Origin of the sequence: Streptomyces corynorhini, assembly GCF_003346515.1 — a bacterium.
GTDB lineage: Bacteria > Actinomycetota > Actinomycetes > Streptomycetales > Streptomycetaceae > Streptomyces > Streptomyces corynorhini.
In genome coordinates this window covers 22,664-43,206 of record NZ_QQNA01000153.1, presented here as the reverse complement: position 1 = coordinate 43,206, position 20,543 = coordinate 22,664, and the positions used below count along the sequence as shown (strand labels likewise).

The window sequence follows — 20,543 nt, the reverse complement described above, 5'->3', positions numbered from 1 at the left end:
ACGAGGTGGTGGAGGACGAGGACGGGGCCGAGGACGGGGGCGAGGAAGGCGGCGACGGCTCCCCCGCGTCCGCCGCCTCCGGCTGCGCCGCCGCCTCGATCCGTACGGCCGCCACCTCCCGTACGCCCGTGACCCGCCGCACCGCCTCCTCCGCACCGGCAGGCAGCGGCGCCGCCTCGCCCGGCCTGGCGATCCGCGCGTCCGCGCCGACCGCCAGCAGCGCCACCCGGTCCCGCGCGTCCGTGATGCCCGCCAGTACGGAACCGCCGAACGCCGCCGTCGTCAGCGCGATGAGCAGCGCCAGCAGCGGCGCCACCGTCGCCGTCGACGACGAGCGGCCCGCGCGTGCCAGGGCCAGGAAGCCGACCGCCCCGCGCAGCCGGGCCACCGGACGCGCCGCGTAGCGCAGGGGCAGCGGGTACAGCCGTACGAGGACGAGCGCGGCGATCAGCGCCACGAGGACGGGTGCCGCGCTCACCAGCAGGTCGCCCGCCCCGCCTGACGAGTCCGACGTCCCCCGGCGGCGCAGCGTGACGACCGAGGCGACGGCCAGGAGCAGCAGGGTCAGTTCGGCGACGGTACGGCGGCGGCTCGGCCGTGCCGTGGCGAAGTCGTCGCGGTCCCGGGGCGCGCGTGCGCCGCGCAGCGGCAGAACGGCCCGCACCGGCAGCGCCGCACAGGCGATCACCGCGACGGCGCACGCGCCGTACACGGCGGGCATCAGGCGCACCGCGTCGCCCCGCACCACGAGCACCGCCAGCAGCAGCCCCGCCCCCGCCGCGGGCAGCGCGACAACGGCGGTCTCCGCGAGCAGCCGACCGGCGATGCCGGGCAGGGAGCCGCCGCGCGAGCGCAGCAGGGCGAGTTCGGCGGCGCGGCCCGCGGCGATCAGCCCGCCGGCCATCGCCAGGACGACGGCGGCGACGCTGCCCGTCCCGAAGGCCGCGACGACGACCACGTGCGCGATGGTGTCGCGGGTCGCGAGGTGGGATGCCACGACGGCGCCGAGGCCGGTCTCCACGACCGCGTTGCCGCCCGCGATCTCCCGTATCCGCAGCAGGTCGGGACCGCCTTCAAGGGAGGCGACGCGCTGGACGAGCCGGGGAGCCTCCGCCGAGGTGAACGTTTCGGCGTCGGGCGCGTAGTGCCAGTACATCTCCGCGTCCGTGTGGGTGCCGAGGAACGCGGGGGCGGCTCCGGGGTCCAGCAGGAGCCCCGCCTTCCAGAACAGGCGCGGCGGCTTGCCGTCGGTGACGGTCAGGCTGGGGGTGCGCAGCAGCGGTTCCGCGGACCAGTAGCTGCCGTTCGGGGCGAGGGGTTCGACGATGCCGGTGATCCGTACGGAGAGGGCGTCGGGCGTGGTGAGGTCGCTCAGCGACAGTACGGTGCCGACGCGCAGCCGTAGTTCGCGGGCGGTGGCCTGGGTGACGGCGGCCTCCACCTCCTTCGTCCGCGCGTCCGTGCGGGCGTCGGCGGACGGCAGCCGTCCGCTGCGTACGGTGGTGTGGGCGGCCAGCTCCGACCGGGTGGCGAGGGTGAATCGGGGCTGGAGCCCGTCGGGGCTCGGCAGCCGGCGATTCGTACCGGTCATCGGCTCGCCGGTCCGTACCCCGTACGAGGACTGGGCGAGGTCCACCCGCAGCGGATCCGGCAGCGCCGCCCGTAGTTGCCGTTCGCCGGTGTCGAGTACCTCGGGGCGCATCGCGGCCACCCGGGCGGGTTCCGGCAGCTCCAGGCCCGCCTGCGGAGCGGTCAGCCGCAGCACGGTGTCGGCGGGGCGGGCATCGGCGGTCTCGCGCCGCAGCCCTTCGTTCTCGTACGCGTCGACGGCCCTCGGGAACGCGGCGGCGAGGAAGGCCGTGAGCAGGACGATCGCGCCGAAGGCGACGGCCGCGCCGGGGGCCGTGCGCAGCCGGGTCCGTACCCAGGGCGCGACGGCGCGACTGGTGCGGGAGCCGGTCTCGGCACGGGAGCCGGTCTCGGTCCGGGAGCCGGTCTCGGTCCGGGAGCCGGTCTCGGTCCGGGAGTCCGCATCGGTCCGAGAGCCGGTCTCGGCACGGGAGTCCGCATCGGTACGTGCCCCGGTCTCGCTGCCGGAGTCGGCCTCGCTGCGGGAGTCCGCATCGCTGCGTGCCCCGGCCTCGCTGCCGGAGTCGGCCCGTCGGCGGCTCGATGTCATGTCAGCGCTCCCCCTGGTGGCGGAGCGCGTCCGTGAGGCGGGCGCCGCGCCGGGCCGCGAGGGCCGCCGTGATGAGCAGGGGCACCGCCGCGACGCCCGCCAGGAGCAGGGCCGCCCGGTACAGCGGAAGTTCCACGATCAGCTGAGGTACGGGCCTGGCGGCCCACGAGGTCAGCACAGTCAGCGGTACGAGCGCGCGCGTCAGCAGGACGCCGAGCCCCGTGCCGACGGTCAGGCCGATGCCGATCAGGACGCCCTGTTCGGTCACGACCAGCCGGGCAAGGCTTCGGCGGGGGGCGCCGAGGGCGCGCAGGACGGCGAGTTCGGCGGTCCGCTCGCGCAGCGAGGCGGCGGCGCCGACCGCGAACCCCACGGCCGCGAGCGCGGCCGCCGCCAGCGCGACGGCGATCAGCGCCGAGCGCGCGCCGTCGCCGAGCGGGTCACCGAGCAGTCCGGCCGCCGTCTCGTCGCGTACGAACACCTGCTCGGGCTCGGCGCCGTCCGAGCGGTCGCGCAGCGCGGCCGCGACCTTCGCGGCGGCGCCGGGGCCGGTGCTCAGCCACCACTCGTTGGGCATGAGCGTACGGTCGGCGCGGTCGGCGACGACGGCGTTGACGGCCCGCAGATCGACGAGCAGCGCGCCCGCGTCCGGTGTGTCCGCGTCCCCGGCGGCCCCGGCGTCCGCCGCCTCGGCCGCCGCCGGGCCGGCCGTGGGCAGTTCGCGCACGGTCTCCACGATGGTCACCCGCACCTGTTCTCCCGCCAGTGTCAGATCGACGCTGTCCCCGCGTCCGGCCCCGGTGGCGCGCAGGAAGCCGTCGGTGGCGACCGCCGCGATCCGTTCCGGGACGGCGGCGCCCGCGAGGTCGAGCCGCACGGCGAAGTACCCGCCGTCCCACTGCGACGCCCGTCCGGTCGGGTACGAGACGGTCAGCGGCGCCGTCGCGGACACGGCGGGCGCCAGGTCGACCGGCGCGCTCTCCTCCGCGCCCCGGGTCACCGCGACGCTGCCGCGCCACCGCGTCTCGTCCGGGACACGCACGGGTACGGGCACGGGCACGGACGCGGGTACCCCCTCCTCGGCCCGGGTCACGAGCAACCGCTCGACGCTCAGCCGGTGCCGCTCGGACTTCTGGTCGGGGGCGTCCCCGGCGAGCCTCAGCCCGGTCACGCGGAGCGGCCCGGCCGGGGCGGCGCGGCTGCCCGACGCGGTCAGGTCGAGGTCGAGGGCGAGCCGGTGGAGCCGGCCGTCGACGGGCACCTGTCCGGCGCTGAGCCGGTAGCGGAGGCCGTAGCGGTCCTCGACGACCACCAGGAAGGCGGGCGAGAGCCCGGACGGCGACGCGCCCGCTCTCCCGTCCTCGGCCCCGATCCGTACGTCGAGGAGGAGCCGACGGGTGTCGTCGGGCAGCGGAATCCCGGTGCGGTCCGCGTCCTTCGGTCCCTGTACGGGGGCGTTCGTCGGTCCCTGTGCGGGGGCGTCCGTCAGCCCGTCCATCAGCCCCTGCGCCGATGCGTCGGCCAAGTCGTCGCGCAGCAGCATCCGTTCCTCGGCGTGTGCCGTGTCCAGGGCGAGTACGGTCGCCGTCACGCCGCCGGACAGATCGGCGTCCGCGCGGTGGGCGGGGGCGGCCTGCCGCACCCCAGGCAGCGCGGCGTAGAAACCGGCCTGGCCCGGATCGGCGGGCCTGCCGTCCACGACCCGTACCGAAGCGCCCGTGGCGAAGTCCGCCTGGTCGTGCTGGGACCGGTCCCACGACGCGCTCTGGCCGAGGGCCAGCAGCCCTGTCGCCACGGCGAGCACCAGCAGCAGTACGGGCCCGGCGCCGCGCAGCGAGCGGCGGCCGAGGCGGTGGGCGGCCAGCGCGCCGGGCAGGCCGCGGCTCTTCGCGGCGCCGCGCTCGGCGAGCCGCGCCAGGGGAGGCAGCAGCCGCAGCGTCAGCACCGTACCGGCGAGCAGTGCCAGCGCGGGCGCCAGGGCGAGCAGCGGATCGATGCCCAGCCGGCCTTCGCGGTCGCGGCCGAGGACCCCGGTGCCCGCCGCGCCCGCTCCCGTACCGGTACCCGTCTGGCGGTCCAACTGCCAGTAGGCCAGGACCGCGACGAGCAGCAGCCCGATGTCCGCGCCCGCGCGTACCGGCGTGGGCAGCGCCGCGAGGCGACCGCGCGCCCCTCCCGGAGCCGCCGTCGCACCGGCCGTCCCGGCCACGGCGGGCAGGACGACCAGCGCCGCGCAGCAGAGCGCGACCCCCGCGGAGACACCCCACACCGGCCAGGCCGGAATCCCGCCGAGGCCCGTACCCACATACGCGCCCGCACCCGAGCCCGCACCCGCAGCCGACCCCGACCCCGCACCGGCACCGTCGCCGCCGAGCGCGGACCGCCGCGCCAGCAGCCCGGCGAGCGGACCGGCGAGCAGCGGGGCGCAGAGGGCCGCCGGGAGCGCCAGCAGCAGCGCCTCCGTCGCGGCGAGCGCGGCGAGCCGGCCGCCCGAGGCGCCGCGCGCCCGCAACAGGCCGGTCTCGCCCGCCCGTTCCGCGCCGAGCGACCGGGCCACCAGCAGCAGTGTGTATCCGGCCAGGAGCAGCAGTTGCAGCGCGACGATCACCAGGGTGGACCGCGACACCAGCAGCGCCCGCTCGGTCCGGTCCAGCAGGGACGGCAGCGCGGTGCTCACCGTCGCGCCGCCGCCGAGCGCGGGATCCTCGCGCAGCCGCTCGGGAACCCGGGTGGCCGCGGTGCGCAGGGCGTCGATCCGGCCGGTGGTGACGGACCGGTAGTCGGCGGTGGCCAGCCAGCCGGTGGTGGAGCCGGGGACGCGCCCGCCGACGAGGACGGACGCGTCCGCGAGGAGCGGGCCGTACGTGGTGAAGTCGAGTTCGCGGACGCCGCGTCCGCCGAGTGCGTCCAGCCGCCAGTAGGGGTCGGTGGGGTCGGTGGCCCGGTAGACACCGGTGACGCGGATGGTCAGCCGGTCGTCGGTCAGCCGGTCGGTGAGCGTGATCCGCGCGCCGGGCGCCAACTCCAGCCGTCGGGCGGCCTCCTCGGGCAGGGCGACGGGTACGGGTACGGGCGCGGAAGCGGAAGCGGAAGCGGACGTGCCGTCGGCGTCGGCGTCGGACGCGCCGTCGGTGTCGCCCGCCCGTCCCGGGACCGGTCCCGGAACCCGTCCCGGCAACTCCCCCGCCACCAGAGTGATCCGGGAGCGGTCCAGAGCGGCGAAGTGGGTCAGATCCGGCTTCCGCGTGCCCTTCGACGAAGTGCCCTGCGACGAAGTGCCCTGCGACGAAGTGCCCTGCGACGAGCCGCCTTCCGACGCGGCACCTTGGGACGAGGCACCCTGGGACGAGGCGTCGCCCGTACGCCCCGCCCGGAGCGAGCCGGGCAGTGCGTACGGTCCCGAGCGCTCCAGCTTCCGGACGGTCACGGGCAGCCCGTCGAACGTCTCCCGCGCGCCCCGGGCGACCGCCTTCTCCGCCGCGTCCCGCCGTTCCGCCGGAACGTCCGCGCTCACCACGAGGACGGCGGAGGCGGTGTCCCGGCCGCGCAGCGTCTCACGCAGCGCGGTGTCGCCCACAGAGACCGAGAACGCGGTGAGGGAGGCGATGACGCAGGTGGTCAGGGCGACCGCGAGCAGTGCGGCGGCCAGCAGCAGCCGATGCCCCGCAGCGCGCAGAAAGACGAACCCGGTCACACGCGTCCCCCGACAACCCCACTCGCCGTTCGGCCGAAACGGCTCCTGACTTCTCCCTCGTAGGCCCCGCCCAGCCAAACACAAAACGATCCTTTTGCCTACCGTCGGGCCGCTCCCGCGATGGCTTCCCACCACACCGGACCCGCGCATACTGTGGCCGGGCAGACCACCACAGGGGACGACGCACGGGGAACGCGCCCATGACGGAACACACCAGCACATACCGAGCCGGCACGGACCGAGCCGGCCCACACCGAGCCGGCCCACACCGAGCGGGCACGGACCGAGCCACCACGGACCGAGCCACTACGCGCCCGGTCACCGCGGAACCGATGGTCCGTGCCGAGGACCTGCACCGTTCGTACGGCACCGGCCCCACCGCCGTCCACGCGCTGCGCGGCACCTCCCTCGACATCGCGCGCGGTGAACTGGTCGCGCTCAAAGGACGCTCGGGCGCCGGGAAGACCACCCTGCTCAATCTGGTCGGCGGCCTGGACGCGCCGGACCGGGGCCGGATCGTGGTCGACGGCGCCGACCTGTCGGAACTCGGCGAGAACGGTCTCCTGGAGCTGCGCCGCGACCGTGTCGGGTTCGTCTTCCAGTCCTTCGGCCTGATCCCCATCCTCACCGCGGCCGAGAACGTGGGGGTGCCGCTGCGGCTGCGCGGAGCGGATCCGCGCGAGCGCGACGAGCGCGTGGCGCTGCTGCTGGCCCTCGTCGGCCTCACCGAACACGCGGCGCAGCGCCCCGGCGAACTCTCCGGCGGCCAGCAGCAGCGTGTCGCCCTCGCCCGCGCCCTCGCCAACCGACCGGCCCTGCTGATCGCCGACGAGCCGACCGCGCAACTGGACGCGCGTACGGGCCTGATGGTGATGGAGCTGCTGCGTACGGTGGTACGGAGCGAGGGCGTGACCGCCCTCGTCGCCACGCACGATCCGCAGCTGCTCGATCTGGCGGACCGGGTGGTGGAGCTGAACGACGGCCGGATCGTCGCCGAGGACTGAGCGGCCTCCCGCCGTCCTTCGGCCCGCGGCGCGTGGCGGCGAAAATCGAGCCGCGGCGCGCGGGTGCCGGAAGTCGGGCCGCGAAAACCGTCCCGCGAAAATAAACTTCGCGGCCGTTGAACGCCCCCGGCACGCCCTCCGTATTCAAGAGCAACTCCCCCATGGTGGCTGGGCGCGTGAACGGACGACAGGGTCCGCGTCACGCGCCCAGCATCTTTCGCACGGCCGACGGCCTTCCGCGCGGCCGGATCCCTCAGCCGCCCAGCGCGTGCGAGACCGTATAGATCAGCAGCCCCGCCAGCGCGCCGACCACCGTGCCGTTGATCCGGATGAACTGCAGGTCACGGCCGATGTGTGCCTCGATCTTCTTCGAGGTGTCGTCCGCGTCCCAGCCCGCCACCGTGTCCGAGATCAGCGAGGTGATCTCACCCCGGTACGTGGAGACGACATACGCCGCCGCCTCCTCGATCCAGCCGTCCAGCTTCCCCTGCAGCCGCTCGTCCGTGGCCAGTCGCGACCCGAGCGACAGCAGCGAGGCGCGGGCCCGCAGCCGCAGTTCGCTGCGGTCGTCCTCGGCCGCCGACATGATCATGGCGCGTACCGAGGACCAGGCCGAGGCGATGATGTCCTGCACCTCGGGCCGGGCCAGCAGCTCCGACTTCAGCCGCTCCACCCGGGCGCGGGTGTCCGTGTCCGACTGGAGGTCGGCGGCGAAGTCGCGCAGGAAGCGGTCGATGGCGCCGCGCGCGGGGTGGGCGGGCATGTCGCGCATCTCGGTGATGAAGCGCAGCAGCTCCTTGTAGACGCGGTCGCCGATGCGCCGGTCGACGAAGCGCGGCGTCCAGCCGGGGGCGCCGCCCTGGACCGCGTCCATGACCGAGTCGCCGTGTTCCACCAGCCAGTCGTGCGCGCGGGCGCAGATCAGGTCGACGGCGCGGTGGTGGGCGCCGTCGGAGACGACCTTGTCGAGGGTCTTGCCGAGGCCGGGGGCGATCTCCACCGCGTCGGCGCGGCGGGTGATCGCCTCGCCGACCACCGCCTGGACGTCGGAGTCGCGCAGCACGGTCAGCGCGCCGCGCAGCGCGGTGGCGAGTTCGGCGGTGACGCGGTCGGCGTGGTCGGGCGCCGCGAGCCACGTACCGAGCCTGCGGCCGATAGCGAGGCCGCGCAGCCGGTCGCGTACGACGGCGGCCGAGAGGAAGTTCTCCCCGACGAACGTGCCCAGAGAGGCGCCGAGCTGGTCCTTCTTGTTCGCGATGATCGCGGTGTGCGGAATGGGCAGGCCCAGTGGGCGGCGGAACAGCGCCGTCACCGCGAACCAGTCGGCCAGCGCGCCGACCATCCCCGCCTCGGCCGCCGCCGCGACATAGCCGGCCCAGCCGCCCGCGCCGGAGTTCTTCGCCCAGGTGGCGAGGGTGTAGACCACGGCGACCAGGACGAGGAGCCCGGTGGCGGTGGTCTTCATCCGGCGGACGCCGCGGAACTTCTCCTCGTCGGCGGCCGTGTACGAGAAGGACCCCAGGCCGCGCGCGCCGGATTTCCCGGCGGCTCCGCCGACGGCGCCCCCGGCCGCCGCGCCCCCGGCCGCCGTGTCCGCGCTCGCCGTGCCCGCGCTCGCCGTGCCCGCGCTCGCCGTGCCCGCGCTCGCCGTGCCTGCGCTCGCGCCCCCGGCCGCTCTGTCCGGATCCGTACGTTCCATCCGCTTCACCGTTCGTTCCGCCTCGTTCCGCCCGTCCGCGTGCGCCCGCGTGCGTACGCGCCACACGCCGCATCCCATCCGTACCCATTGTCCCTGCCCGGTCTGTCCGACTGTCGTACTCCCGGGGCGCTCGTCGAGTTCCCGCGCCATGCCGGATGATGTCTTCTGTACAGAGGTGAGGGGGAACCGGTGCCCATGACCAGATATCGCGGATTCGGCCTGCTCGGAGCACTCATGGGGGTGGTGGTGCTGGTCTGCGGCGCCATCTTCGCCGGATTCGGCGCGTGGGCGGGCACCGACACGAGTGCGGGTACGGGTACGGGTGCGGGTACGGATACGGGAAGCGGCCGGGCCGACGGCGGCGGCGCGCAGGCCCGTACCCCCGTGGGCACCGCCGCGCCCGCGTCCGCCGACAACTGGACCGGCACCTGGGCCGCCGCCCCCGGCGGGGCCGAGCCGGGGGCGCCGAACGGCTTCCCGGGGCGCACCATACGTAACGTCGTGCACACCAGCATCGGCGGCACCAGCGTCCGGGTCACCCTCTCGAACCTCTACAGCCCCACTCCGCTGCTCATAGGACACGCCTCGGTCGCGGTGGGCCGGGGCGGCGGCGGGAGCGGCGGGAGCGGCGCCGAGGCGGCGCCCGGGAGCATGCGGCGGGTGCTGTTCGGGCAGCGCGGTTCCGTGACCGTCCCACCGGGCGGCCGGATCGTCAGCGACCCGGTGCCGCTGGCCGTGCCGTACGCCGGTGATCTGCTGGTGACGCTCTACACCCCGGCGCCCGGCGAGCCCGTCACGTACCACCGGCACGCCGTCCAGACGTCGTACCTCGCCCTCGGCGACCGTACGGAGGACCTCGGCGGCGCCGCGTACACCGAGCCCGCCAAGGTGTGGCGCTATCTCACCGCCGTCGACGTCCGCAACGTCCGCGCGCCCGGGGCGGTGGTGGCCTTCGGGGACTCGATCACCGACGGGGTCGGTTCGCGCGACGGCGCGAACGGGCGCTGGCCCGACGTGCTGGCCGGCCGGCTGCGCGAGCGGCACATCGGCGTGCTCAACGCGGGCATCGGCGGCAACCGCGTCCTGCTGGGCTCCCCGGAGATGGGCAGGGGCGCGAGCGGGGTCTCGCGCTTCCCGCGCGACGTCCTCGACCAGACCGACGTGCGGGCCGTCGTCGTCGACCTCGGCATCAACGACATCCTGCGCGGCGAGACCGACCCGGCCAGGATCACCGCCGGGCTCAGGAACCTGACGCGGCAGGCGCACGCGCGCGGGCTGCGGGTCGTGGGATCGACGCTGACGCCGTTCGGCGGATACCCGACGTACACCCCGGTCACCGAGTCCGTGCGGGAGCGGGTCAACGCGGAGATCCGCGCGGGGCGGGTCTTCGACGACGTGGTGGACTTCGACCGCGCGATCCGTGACCCGTACGCGCCGCACCGGCTCAGGCCGGCGTACGACTCGGGCGATCACCTGCACCCGAACGACGCGGGCTACCGGGCCATGGGGCGCCACCTCGGCCCGCGGTCGCTGTCCCTGGAGGAGAAGGCACCGGCACGGCTGTGAACCACCGGCCGCCGCTCCCGTCGGATCACGCCGCCGCCGGCGTGAGATCACGCGGACGCCGGCGTCAGATCACGTCGCCGCTCGCGTCAGATCACGCGGAAGAGGTCGGCGGCGGCGTGAACGTCGGTGAGGTCCTCGATGGAGCGGAGGTTGTCGCACAGGACGTCCAGGACCGAGTCGGCCTCGGCGGCGCGCGGCGCGTCGATGGCCACGCCGAAGACGCGGAAGCCCAGCAGGTGCTTGGCGTCGTTCCAGCCGCGCATCCATTCCTCGGTGACGCCGCACTCGTCGTCGGTGATCATCACGATGTCGCCGCGCGCGCGGGCGGCGTCGTCGAATTCTTCCTTCAGCAGTTCGCCGGCCGCTGACAGCGGCGTCTGGTAGCTGGTGCCGCCGCCGAGGAAGGTCTCCGCGAAGTCGAGCACCCGGGCGATGTCCGCGGGCCGGTCGGCCGGGAAGCGGAAGACCTGGATCTTGTCGGCGGCGGAGAACAGGATGCCGACGAAGTCACGCTCGGCGTGGCGGGCCTGGTCCAGCAGCGCCAGGGCGCACGCCTTGGCCCACGCCTCCCGGGTGACTCCGCCGGGCCCCGTCACGTACATGGAGTGCGAGGTGTCCACGCACGCGATGATGGCGCCCCGGCCGGTGGATTGCTCCCCCTGGCTGTCGTAGAGCATCAGCTCCCCGGCGGCGTAGCGCGCGGCGAACACCGCGCGCAGTTCGGGCAGGCCGAGGTTGGCCAGCTCGGAGGGGATGAGGCGGGAGAGGTCGTCGCCGAGTGTGACGCCGACCAGTTCCCCGGTGGCGTTCTCCACCTTGCGGGCGCGCTCGCCGCTGGCCATCTGCCGGAAACGGCCGATCAGTTCGGCCCACTGTGCGAGACGGCTGGTGCGCAGCCGTTCGGCGAGCCGGGCGCGCCGCTCGAACGGCATCCGCTCCAGCTCACCGGGAGCGACGCCCCAGGCCCGCATCAGCGCGGCCTCCTGTCGGGCGCCCTCGGCGGCCTTCGCCGCCGCGTTCCGCGCGTCGGCGCCGATACCGGGGGCCGACGCCACCGCGAGGGCCTGCGCGGCGGCCCGGGTGGCCTGCCGCGCGGCGGCCTCGGCGGCCTCGATGGCCTTGTGTACGGCGTCGGCGGCCGGGTCGGGCACGGTGCCGTTCTCGTCGGCCTCGTCGGCGGCCTGCTGGAGCGCCTCGCCCACGGCGGTCGCCGCGCCTTCGGCGTCCCGCTGGGCCTTCTTCGCCCGCTCGGCCTCTTCCCGGGCCTCCCCGGAGCGCTCCAGCATCCGGCGCAGCGCGGCGGCCTGGGCGAGTACGGCCATGGCGGCGGCGTAGGGGTCGCCGGCCGTCTCCCGGCGCAGCTCGGCAAAGTCCGCCGACTCCATCAGCGAGGTGACGATCTGGTGGTTGAGCAGCCGGGCGGGGTCCATCTCCGCGCGCTCACGCAATCGCGGGCCGACCTTGTAGGCGGCCAGGAACGCGTCGGTGAGGAGGTCGGTGGCGCAGTCGTAGCGCTCGTTCAGCTCCTCGGCCAGCTCGCGCAGGCCGGCCGACTGCTCGTAGGTGTCGCGCCAGGTGATCCGTTCGAACCGGTCGGCGACCACGGCCGCGGTGTGCCGCTCGGGGACGGTGGCGGGCAGGCCCAGCCATGTCCCGGCCCGGCCGGCCAGTTCGTTGAGCGTGCTCGGTGTCTCGCCCATGGCCTTGGTCTCCCGATGTGGTCTCCCGGTGCGGTCCCCCGGTGTTCAGAGCTGGGCCTGCACCATACTCGCGTCCATGCCGAGGGCCTCGGTGAGGACACGGGCGCGGACGGCGCGCTGGCGGCCGGTGACCCGGTCGATGGCGGCGGTGGAGCGGCCGGCGGCCGCCGCCTCCTCGCGCAGCTTCTCCAGCCGCTTGCCCGCCATGGCGAGCTTGTTGTGGGCCTTCTTGATGACCCACTCGCTCAGCGCCTCGCGGGACTGCCCGGCCATGGCGTCGAGCTGAGCCTCCAGCTCCTCGATGGCGTCGGCCAGGTCGAGCGCCTCCTTGGCGTCGGGGTTGACCAGTTGCAGCACCTCGCGCTCGACGGCCGGGCGCTCGGCGGGGGAGTTCCACAGCACATGCGTCAGCACCGACAGGTCGGTCTCGGCGACCGCCGGGCGGCCGTCGAGGTACGCGGATGCCTGGAGCAGGCCCACCGCCTGCCGCCAGCGGCGGTCGGAGGCGACGAGTTCCTTGCGGCGCAGGGCGGCCCGCAGCGTACACACCGCGTCCACGATGGCGTCGGGGACGTCCACGGCCGGGACGGCTTCGGTCACGGCGTGCCGCAACGCGGCCAGTTCGATGGTGGTGCGGGCCGGTGGAGCCAGGCGGCTGACGGCGGAGCGGACCAGCGCGGCGAAGTTCGAGGGGTCCGCCAGGTACCCGACCTCGATCCGTACCAGCAGCCGGTCGTAGATCGCGGCCGTGTCCTCGCCGCTGGGCAGTTCGTTGCTCGCCGTGATGGCGCCGATCAGGGGGCAGCGGATAGGCTCGCCGCCGCTCTCGGGGTGGTAGATCCGCTCGTTGAGGTAGCCCAGCGTCTCGTTGAGCGCCGCCGTGGAGCACTTGAATATCTCGTCGATGAACGCGACATGCGCGGTCGTGGCGCGGCCGTCGTAGACCTGACGGTACTCACCGCGGGCCAGCGCGGCGACGTCGATGGGGCCGAACATCCTGGTCGGCGCGGTGAACTTGGACAGGAGGATCTCCCAGTAGGCCGCCCCCTCGATCCTGCCCGTGAGTTCCCGGGCCAGCTCGGACTTCGCCGTTCCGGGCGGGCCGAGCACCAGCGAGTGCTGCCCGGCCAGCAGCGTCACCAACAGGGTCCGCACCACGTCGGCCCGCTCGTAGAAACGGTCCGACACCTCGTCGCTGATCGCCCGCAGCCTCTTGGCCGTGTCCTGCGCTTCCGGCGCTTCCGGCGTGCCGTGTGCGTCCCGCGCATCCTGTGCGCTGTGGGCGTCCTGCGCGCCGTGTGCGTCCTGCTTGGCGTGTGCCTCGTGTAAGTCCTGTGCGTCCACGTCGACCATCGTCTCAGCCCAGCTCCTTGCGGCGCTTCTTCTCCAGGCGCCGCCGCTCCCGCTCCGCCTTCGTCACCTTGCGCTCGACCCCGACCCCGCCCATCAACGCGAACCCGGTGATGACCACCCGGGGTGAGCCCGGGGCGACGACCGCCTCCTCGCGGCCCTCCTCCCCGAAGCCGCCCATCAGCCCGAAGCCCCTGACCTCGACGTCCATGTCCGGCGGTACGGTCACATGGACGCCGCCCATGATCGCGAAGCAGCGGATCACCACGTCGCGCTCCGCGAAGCGCGCCTCACGCAGGTCGATCTCGCCGCCCGCCTGGAAGACGGCCGCCGTGAAACTGCGGCCCACCGTCCACCTGCCCTTGCGCCCGAAGCCGCCCCAGAACGCGAACGCGCCCTTGGACGTGGCCGGGCCCCGGCCGATGCGGTCGTCCCAGACGCCGGGTGCGGCGCCCGGCCGCGCGGCGAGCGCCACATCCGTCGCGGTGCCCGGCGCGGGCAGGTCCCGTACGAGCGGCACCAACTCGCCGTGCGTACGGGCCTTGTACGCGGTGTCGAGGCGCTCCTCGAACTCCTCCATGTCGAGCCGGCCCTCGGCGACGGCCTCCCGCAGCCGTTCCGCGATCTGTTCCCGCTCGGCGTCGGAGGCGCGCGTGTCAGGGCGGGATTCGGGCGGCTCACTCGTCATGGCATCAGCGTAGTCACCCGTGCGGTCCACGTCACACAGCTGATCGATCGGCGTACATCTTGGCGATCACGGCCTCGATGTCCGGCTCCCGCACCGACAGGTCCACGAGCGGATACTCCGCCGCGATCCGGGCCACCAGCGGCGCCGCCGACTCCGTCGCCGGAAACGCCAGCCACTGCCTCGGGCCCTGCGTCCGTACCGTACGGGCGCGGGTGCCGGGCAGTTCGATCGGCGGAACCTCCCGCTCCAGATCGACGACGAGCGTCCGTTCGCTCTCCCCCACCTCGTGCAGCCCGGTCAGAGCGCCGTCGTAGAGCAGCCGTCCGTGATCGATGACCATGACCCGTCGGCAGAGCTGTTCGATGTCGGTGAGGTCGTGGGTCGTGAGCAGCACCGTCGTACCGCGCTCGGCGTTCAGGTCCCGCAGGAAGCCCCTGACCTTCGCCTTGGAGATCACGTCGAGCCCGATCGTCGGCTCGTCGAGGTACAGCACCTCGGGATCGTGCAGCAGCGCCGCCGCGATGTCGCCGCGCATCCGCTGGCCGAGCGAGAGCTGCCGCACCGGGACGTCCAACAGCTCGCCCAGGTCGAGGAGTTCGACGCAGCGGTCCAGGTTCTCCCGGAACCGCGCGTCCGGGACGCGGTACATCCGGTGCATCAGCCGGTACGAGTCGATCAGCGGCAGGTCCCACCAGAGCGTGGTGCGCTGGCCGAAGACCACCCCGATGCGCTGCGCGAGCCGCGTACGTTCCCTGGACGGGTCGACCCCCGCGACCCGCAGTCGGCCGGCGCTCGGGGTCAGGATGCCGGTGAGCATCTTGATGGTGGTGGACTTGCCCGCGCCGTTCGGGCCGATGTAGCCGACCATCTCGCCGCGCGGCACCCGGAAGGAGATGCTGTCGACGGCGCGCACCTGATGTCTCTCGCGGCGCAGGAAGCCCACTTTGCGGCGGACGTCGAAGACCTTCTCCACGCCGTCCAGCTCGATGAAGTCCTCGACACCCGTACCGCCTTCACCGGCCGCGCCGTCCGTGCCACTCGCGCTGTCCGTAACCGCCCTCACCCGTTCCTCCCGATCCTGACCGCGATACCTGTACCGACACCCGCACCCGCACCCACATCCACGCCGACTTCGACGTCGACTTCGACGTCGACGTCGGCCCACCGAAATCGATCCACCGCCACCGGCCCGTCAACTCCCCGTACTGCGGTACGCCCGCAGCCCCGTCCGCCACACCAGCCCCGCCAGCGCACAGCACACGGCCGCCACCACCGGAGGCAGGAACGCGACCTCCTGCGGCAGCCCGAGCGGGACCTCGCGGCCCATGATGTACAGCGCCGGGATCCAGTTGGCGAAGGCCAGCGGCACCACGAACGTCACCCCGCGCACCAGCTCCCGGCCGAAGACCGACGGCGGATACTGGAGCAGGGTGTTCCCGCCGTACGTGAAGGCGTTCTGCACCTCGGAGGCGTCCTGCGCCCAGAACTGGAACGCGCCGCCCACCACGAACACCGCGCAGAAGATCGCCGCGCCGCTGACGATCATCGTCGGCAGCAGCAGCACCCGCGCGACCGTCCAGTCGAGGTCCAGCGTCGCCAGCCCGTAGCCCAGCACCAGCAGCCCCTGCAGGACCCGGCCGAGCCTGCGCAGGGCGAACTTGTCGGCCGCGACCTGCGCCAGTACGGGCACGGGCCGCACCAGCAGCGTGTCCAGCGTGCCGTCGCGCACGCGCCCGCCCAGCCGGTTCATCGATCCGAGGACCAGCTCGGCGAGGCCGAAGGCGGTGCCCGCGGTGCCGTACAGGAACGCCACCTCGGACAGCGAGAAACCGCCGAGGGACTCGATGTGGGAGAACATCATCAGAATCGCCACGAAGTCGAAGGCGGTCGCCGCGAAATTACCGAACGCCATCATCGCGAAGGACGCCCGGTACGCCATCGTGGACCGCGTCCACATCGCGACGATCAGTCCGTACGCCCGCAGCCCGTTCCACAGGACCGCCCCGCGCGACAGCTCCGGGATCCACGGCTCCGCGCCGGACCGCCCCCCGGCCCCCGGCGCCGCCTCGGCAGGCGCGGCGACCGCCACGTCCTCAGCCACCCTGGACCACCACCCTCCTCGTCGCGACGGACTGCAGCGCGCGGCCCGCCATGAGCAGCGCCAGCGCCCAGGCCGCCTGGAACCCGAAGGCACCCACCAGATCCCACCCGGTGCGCCGCCCCAGGAAGATGTCCGCGGGGACCTGGAGCAGCGCGGACCAGGGCAGCGCCCGCGCCAGCTCCCCCAGCGCTCCGGGGAAGACGTTCAGCGGCAGCAGCATCCCGGAGAAGAACATCGCCGCCAGCATCCCCATCTGCGCCATCCCCGCGCCGTCCAGCAGCCAGAACGCGGACAGCGCGATCAGGAACCGGAGGGCGAAACTGACCACCAGCCCGAGCAGCACCGCGCACAGGAACGCCAGCCAGGTCAGCGCGTCACCCGGCAGCGCCAGATCGAAGGCGAACGCGCCGACCGCCATCGGTACGATCCCGCGCCCCAGCAGCTGGAACGCCGCCCGGCCCAGATCCCCCGCCAGCCACCACAGCTGCAGATCGGCGGGCCGGTAGAGGTCGACGGCGATGTCGCCCGTACGGATCCGTTCGATCAGCTCGTCCTCGAATCCGCCGCCCATGGTCGCGCAGGCGGCCAACAGCGCCTGGCCCAGCCACACGTACGTCACGGCCTGCGGGAGGTCGTACCCGCCGAGCCGCGGTCTCGCGTCCCAGAGCGCCGTATAGGCGTACGCCACGATGAAGCCGAAGACACAGTTGGTGAACACCCCCGCGACGGTCGCCACCCGGTAGGTCGCGTACCGTCGGAATCCGCCCGCGGCCACGACCGCGTACAGCCGTCCCACTTCCGCCCCCTGCCCACTGGTCGCCGATCGCCTGTCGCCCGGATATCAGCCGGACCAGGCACAAACGCCCGACCGTAGTCCACGGGGGCCGGTCACCGCGACCCGATATCCGGCCGACCGCGTGACGTGTCCCCGGCCGTGTTTCATGGGAGTGCGCAGCGTTTCTCGCGGCCGTGCCGCGAATCACCTGATACGACACCGTTATGCCGGACAGTGAACCGCCGGTGGCGGCCGAGGAGTCTTCACACACATGAGTGACGAGCCACAGCAGCAGGGCTGGGCCCCACGGGACCCCTCGGCCCAGGGCGCCCCGGGCGACCCGGCGCCCGCAGGCGACGGTGTGAGCGCCAGGAAGGCCAAGCGGCTGGCCCGCAAGCGCAGGCGCACCGGCTGGCGCAGGCTCTTCCCGACCTGGCGGATGCTGCTCGGCGCCTTCGTGCTCGGCGCGCTCGTCCTCGTCGGCGGCTTCGTCCTCGGGTACAAGATGGTGCCCATCCCGGCCGCCAACGCCGCCGCCACCGCCCAGTCCAACGTCTACCTGTACGCGGACGGCACCCAGATCGCCCGCGACGGCGAGGTCAACCGCGAGAACGTCTCGCTGTCCCAGGTGCCCGAGACCGTGCAGCGGGCCGTGCTCGCCGCCGAGGACCGCGGCTTCTACAGCGAGCCCGCCGTCGACCCGCAGGGCATGGCCCGCGCCGCCTGGAACACCGTCAGCGGCAAGGGCACCCAGGGCGGCTCGACGATCACCCAGCAGTACGTCAAGAACTACTACCTCGGCCAGGAGCAGACCGTCGTCCGCAAGGCCAAGGAGTTCTTCATCGCGATCAAGCTCAACCGCGAGGCGTCCAAGGAGCAGATCCTCCAGGGCTATCTGAACACCAGCTACTTCGGGCGCAACGCGTACGGCATCCAGGCGGCGGCCCAGGCGTACTACGGCAAGGACATCGAGGACATCAACACGGCGCAGGGCGCCTATCTGGCCTCCCTGCTCAACGCGCCCAGCGAATTCGACGTCGTCGTCCACCCCGAGAACAAGCCGGCCGCCCTCGCCCGCTGGAACTACGTGCTCGACGGCATGGTGAAGGAGAACTGGCTCAGCGCCTCCACCCGCGCCGCCACCACCTTCCCCCGGCCCGGCGAGGTGAGGACCTCCTCCACCGGACTGTCCGGCCAGCGCGGATACCTCGTCCAGGCCGTCAAGGACTACCTCACCAGCCACCGGATCATCGACGAGAACACCCTGGCCACGGGCGGCTACCGCATCACCACCACCCTCGAACGCAAGAAGCAGGACGCGTTCGTCAAGGCTGTCAAGGACAAGGTCACCTCCCAGCTCAGCGAGGAGCGCGCGGCCGACCGGAACGTACGGGTCGGCGGCGCCTCCATCGACCCCGAGTCGGGGAAGGTCGTCGCGATGTACGGCGGGATCGACTACACGAAGCAGTACGTCAACAACGCCACCCGCCGCGACTACCAGGTCGGCTCCACCTTCAAGCCGTTCGTCTTCGCCTCCGCCGTCCAGAACGGCTCCGAGACCCAGGACGGCCGGACGATCACCCCCAACACCCTCTACGACGGCGACAACCAGCACATGGTCGACGGCCCCGACGGACCCACCGGCTACGCCCCCTCCAACGAGGACGACGTCGACTACGGCCCCATCACCGTCAGGACCGCCACCGACAAGTCCGTCAACGCCGTCTACGCGCAGATGGCCGAGGACGTCGGCCCCTCCGCCGTCCGGAAGACCGCCGTCGCCCTGGGCCTGCCGCCCCACACCCCCGACCTCACCGCCTCCCCCTCCATCGCGCTCGGTCCGGCCACCGCGAGCGTCCTGGACATGGCGGAGGCGTACGCCACCCTCGCCAACCACGGCGCGCACGGCACCTACACCCTGGTCGGCAAGGTCACCAAGAACGGTACGAAGGTGGCGCTGCCCGCGCGCTCCGGCAAGCAGGTCATCAGCCGCGAGGCCGCCGACACCACCACCTCCATGCTGCGCAGCGTGGTGGACGGCGGCACCGGCACCGCCGCGCAGGCCGCGGGCCGCCCCGCCGCGGGCAAGACCGGCACGGCGGAGGACGACAAGGCGGCCTGGTTCGCCGGTTACACCCCCGACCTGGCCACGGTCGTCGCCGTGATGGGCGCCGATCCCAAGACCGCCGCGCAGAAGCCGCTGTACGGAGCCCTCGGCCAGCAGCGCGTGAACGGCGGCGGCGCCCCCGCGCAGATCTGGGGCGCGTACACGGCCGCCGCGCTGCGGGGCAGCGAGGCCCAGGACTTCGACCTCCAGTTGCAGGAGGGCGCGGACGTGGTGGCGTCCCCGGACACGGGAGAGTCCGGCAGGCCCGACCGGCCCGGCACGTCCACGAGCCCGTCGACCCCTCAGGGCCAGACGCAGGGCCAGAGCGACGGCCCCACCCAGGGCACGACCGGCACGGCCACCGGCGGCGGCCAGAGCGCCGACACGACTCAGGGCCAGACGGGCGGCACCGCCGCCGACGGCGGCCGGACGCAGGGCCAGACCGACGGCGGCACGGGCACGGACGGCGGCGCGGGCGCCGACGGCGGTACGGGAACGGCGACGGCGGGCGCCGACACGGCGGGCTCGGCCGCGGACGGCGGAGGCGGCGGTGGCGCGGCGTCCGGCGGCGCGGACACCGGCGCGACGGCCGGAGCCGGCGCCCCGCCGGACCTGGTGCTGCCCTAGGCCGGCGGGCTCGGTGACCGGCGGGCTCAGTGACCGGCGGGCTCAGTGACCGGCGGGCTCAGCAACCGATCGGCCCGACGACCGAACCGAACACAACGGCCGACCGGCCAGCCGGCCGCCCGGTTCAGTGGCCCGAGGTGATCTTCAGCCCCACCACCGCCACCAGCAGCAGCGAGACGAAGAAGATCCGGGCGGCGGTCGCCGGCTCCCCCAGCGCCACCATGCCGACCACCGCGGCACCGGCCGCGCCGATGCCGACCCACACGCCGTAGGCCGTACCGATCGGCAGGGTCTTCGCCGCCTGCGCCAGCAGCAGCATGCTCACCACGATCCCGGCGCCCGTGAACACGCTCGGCCACAGCCGGGTGAACCCCTCGGTGAACTTCATCCCGATCGACCAGCCGACCTCCAGCAGACCGGCGACAATCAGCAGAACCCATGCCATGACGGCACCTCCCGGCGAGAAAAACGCGGAAACAACAGGTGCGTCGTCTTTCCGTTGACCCGGTACGGCGCGTCTCGTCGGGGTCCCGCCACCGTAGCAAAAAGGACGCCCCGCACACGCGAGAGGGCCTGGTGAGCGTGGTCACCAGGCCCTCATGGAAGAAACGCGCTACGTCGCAGATTCAGAGATACAGCCCGGTCGAGTCCTCGGAGCCCTCGAACCGGTCCGCCGCCACGGCGTGCAGATCCCGCTCCCGCATCAGCACGTACGCCACCCCGCGCACCTCGACCTCGGCGCGGTCCTCCGGGTCGTACAGCACCCGGTCCCCGGGCGTGACCGTCCGTACGTTCTGCCCCACGGCCACCACCTCGGCCCAGGCCAGCCGCCTGCCGACCTCGGCCGTCGCCGGAATCAGAATGCCGCCGGAGGAACGCCGCTCGCCCTCCGGGATGTCCGTCCTGACCAGCACCCGGTCATGGAGCATCCGGATGGGCAGCTTGTCGTGCTGACTGTGGGGTTTCTCGCTCACGCCCCAGAACCTACCTGGCCGTCGTGGCGCGGTACGCCATAGGGGTCACGCCGGGCCCGGCCGACCCGGGCGGGACGCG

14 protein-coding genes and 1 riboswitch are annotated in these 20,543 nt (G+C 73.6%); of the genes, 3 read left to right on the top strand and 11 right to left on the bottom strand.

The window, feature by feature from the left end; all coding sequences use genetic code 11:
* The coding region (locus DVH02_RS19595; protein WP_158575911.1) for an ABC transporter permease family protein at positions 1–2,179 on the bottom strand (2,179 nt) is incomplete at its 3' end.
* Between the two features lies 1 nt (position 2,180).
* The gene (locus tag DVH02_RS19585; protein WP_114625121.1) at positions 2,181–5,873 is read right to left on the bottom strand and encodes an FtsX-like permease family protein; all 3,693 of its coding nucleotides are present in this window, start codon (positions 5,871–5,873) and stop codon (positions 2,181–2,183) included.
* 332 nt (positions 5,874–6,205) lie between these two features.
* Between DVH02_RS19585 and DVH02_RS19580 the strand changes: the two genes are divergently transcribed.
* Positions 6,206–6,877 carry an ABC transporter ATP-binding protein gene (locus DVH02_RS19580; RefSeq protein WP_114625120.1) on the top strand — a complete coding sequence of 224 codons (672 nt, stop codon included), beginning with the start codon at positions 6,206–6,208 and terminating at the stop codon, positions 6,875–6,877.
* 253 nt (positions 6,878–7,130) lie between these two features.
* Here the strand turns inward: DVH02_RS19580 and DVH02_RS19575 are convergent, their stop codons facing one another.
* A complete protein-coding gene (locus DVH02_RS19575; protein WP_114625129.1) occupies positions 7,131–8,576 on the bottom strand; it encodes a DUF445 domain-containing protein in 1,446 nt (481 codons plus the stop codon).
* Between the two features lie 195 nt (positions 8,577–8,771).
* Here DVH02_RS19575 and DVH02_RS19570 point away from each other — a divergent pair, with 195 nt between their 5' ends.
* On the top strand, positions 8,772–10,142 hold the full coding sequence (locus tag DVH02_RS19570) for an SGNH/GDSL hydrolase family protein (RefSeq protein ID WP_114625119.1): 1,371 nt from the start codon (positions 8,772–8,774) through the stop codon (positions 10,140–10,142).
* An 86-nt stretch (positions 10,143–10,228) separates the two neighbouring features.
* Here the strand turns inward: DVH02_RS19570 and DVH02_RS19565 are convergent, their stop codons facing one another.
* From DVH02_RS19565 to DVH02_RS19540, 6 genes are all read right to left on the bottom strand, one after another.
* Positions 10,229–11,842, bottom strand: coding sequence for a VWA domain-containing protein (locus DVH02_RS19565; protein WP_114625118.1), 1,614 nt, complete (start codon positions 11,840–11,842; stop codon positions 10,229–10,231).
* 45 nt (positions 11,843–11,887) lie between these two features.
* Positions 11,888–13,195 carry an AAA family ATPase gene (locus DVH02_RS19560; protein WP_233518329.1) on the bottom strand — a complete coding sequence of 436 codons (1,308 nt, stop codon included), beginning with the start codon at positions 13,193–13,195 and terminating at the stop codon, positions 11,888–11,890.
* Between the two features lie 4 nt (positions 13,196–13,199).
* Complete coding sequence (locus DVH02_RS19555; protein ID WP_114625117.1) at positions 13,200–13,880, bottom strand: DUF1707 SHOCT-like domain-containing protein; 681 nt, start codon at positions 13,878–13,880, stop codon at positions 13,200–13,202.
* Positions 13,881–13,911: 31 nt separating this feature from the next.
* A complete protein-coding gene (locus DVH02_RS19550; protein WP_114625127.1) occupies positions 13,912–14,868 on the bottom strand; it encodes an ABC transporter ATP-binding protein in 957 nt (318 codons plus the stop codon).
* Between the two features lie 204 nt (positions 14,869–15,072).
* Positions 15,073–15,903: an ABC transporter permease gene (locus DVH02_RS19545; protein ID WP_233518330.1), complete on the bottom strand. Its 831-nt coding sequence runs from the start codon at positions 15,901–15,903 to the stop codon at positions 15,073–15,075.
* A gap of 70 nt (positions 15,904–15,973) precedes the next feature.
* Positions 15,974–16,777: an ABC transporter permease gene (locus tag DVH02_RS19540; protein ID WP_114625116.1), complete on the bottom strand. Its 804-nt coding sequence runs from the start codon at positions 16,775–16,777 to the stop codon at positions 15,974–15,976.
* Positions 16,778–17,027: 250 nt separating this feature from the next.
* Between DVH02_RS19540 and DVH02_RS19535 the strand changes: the two genes are divergently transcribed.
* Complete coding sequence (locus DVH02_RS19535) at positions 17,028–19,490, top strand: transglycosylase domain-containing protein (protein WP_114625115.1); 2,463 nt, start codon at positions 17,028–17,030, stop codon at positions 19,488–19,490.
* A gap of 124 nt (positions 19,491–19,614) precedes the next feature.
* On the opposite strand, the gene DVH02_RS19530 is transcribed toward DVH02_RS19535, so the two are convergent.
* A complete protein-coding gene (locus DVH02_RS19530) occupies positions 19,615–19,935 on the bottom strand; it encodes a DMT family transporter (RefSeq protein ID WP_114625114.1) in 321 nt (106 codons plus the stop codon).
* A 37-nt stretch (positions 19,936–19,972) separates the two neighbouring features.
* Positions 19,973–20,040: riboswitch (guanidine-III (ykkC-III) riboswitch) on the bottom strand.
* A 76-nt stretch (positions 20,041–20,116) separates the two neighbouring features.
* Positions 20,117–20,419 (bottom strand): GroES family chaperonin, encoded by a 303-nt coding sequence (locus tag DVH02_RS19525; protein WP_051746386.1) that lies wholly within the window; start codon positions 20,417–20,419, stop codon positions 20,117–20,119.
* Between the last annotated feature and the right edge of the window lie 124 nt (positions 20,420–20,543).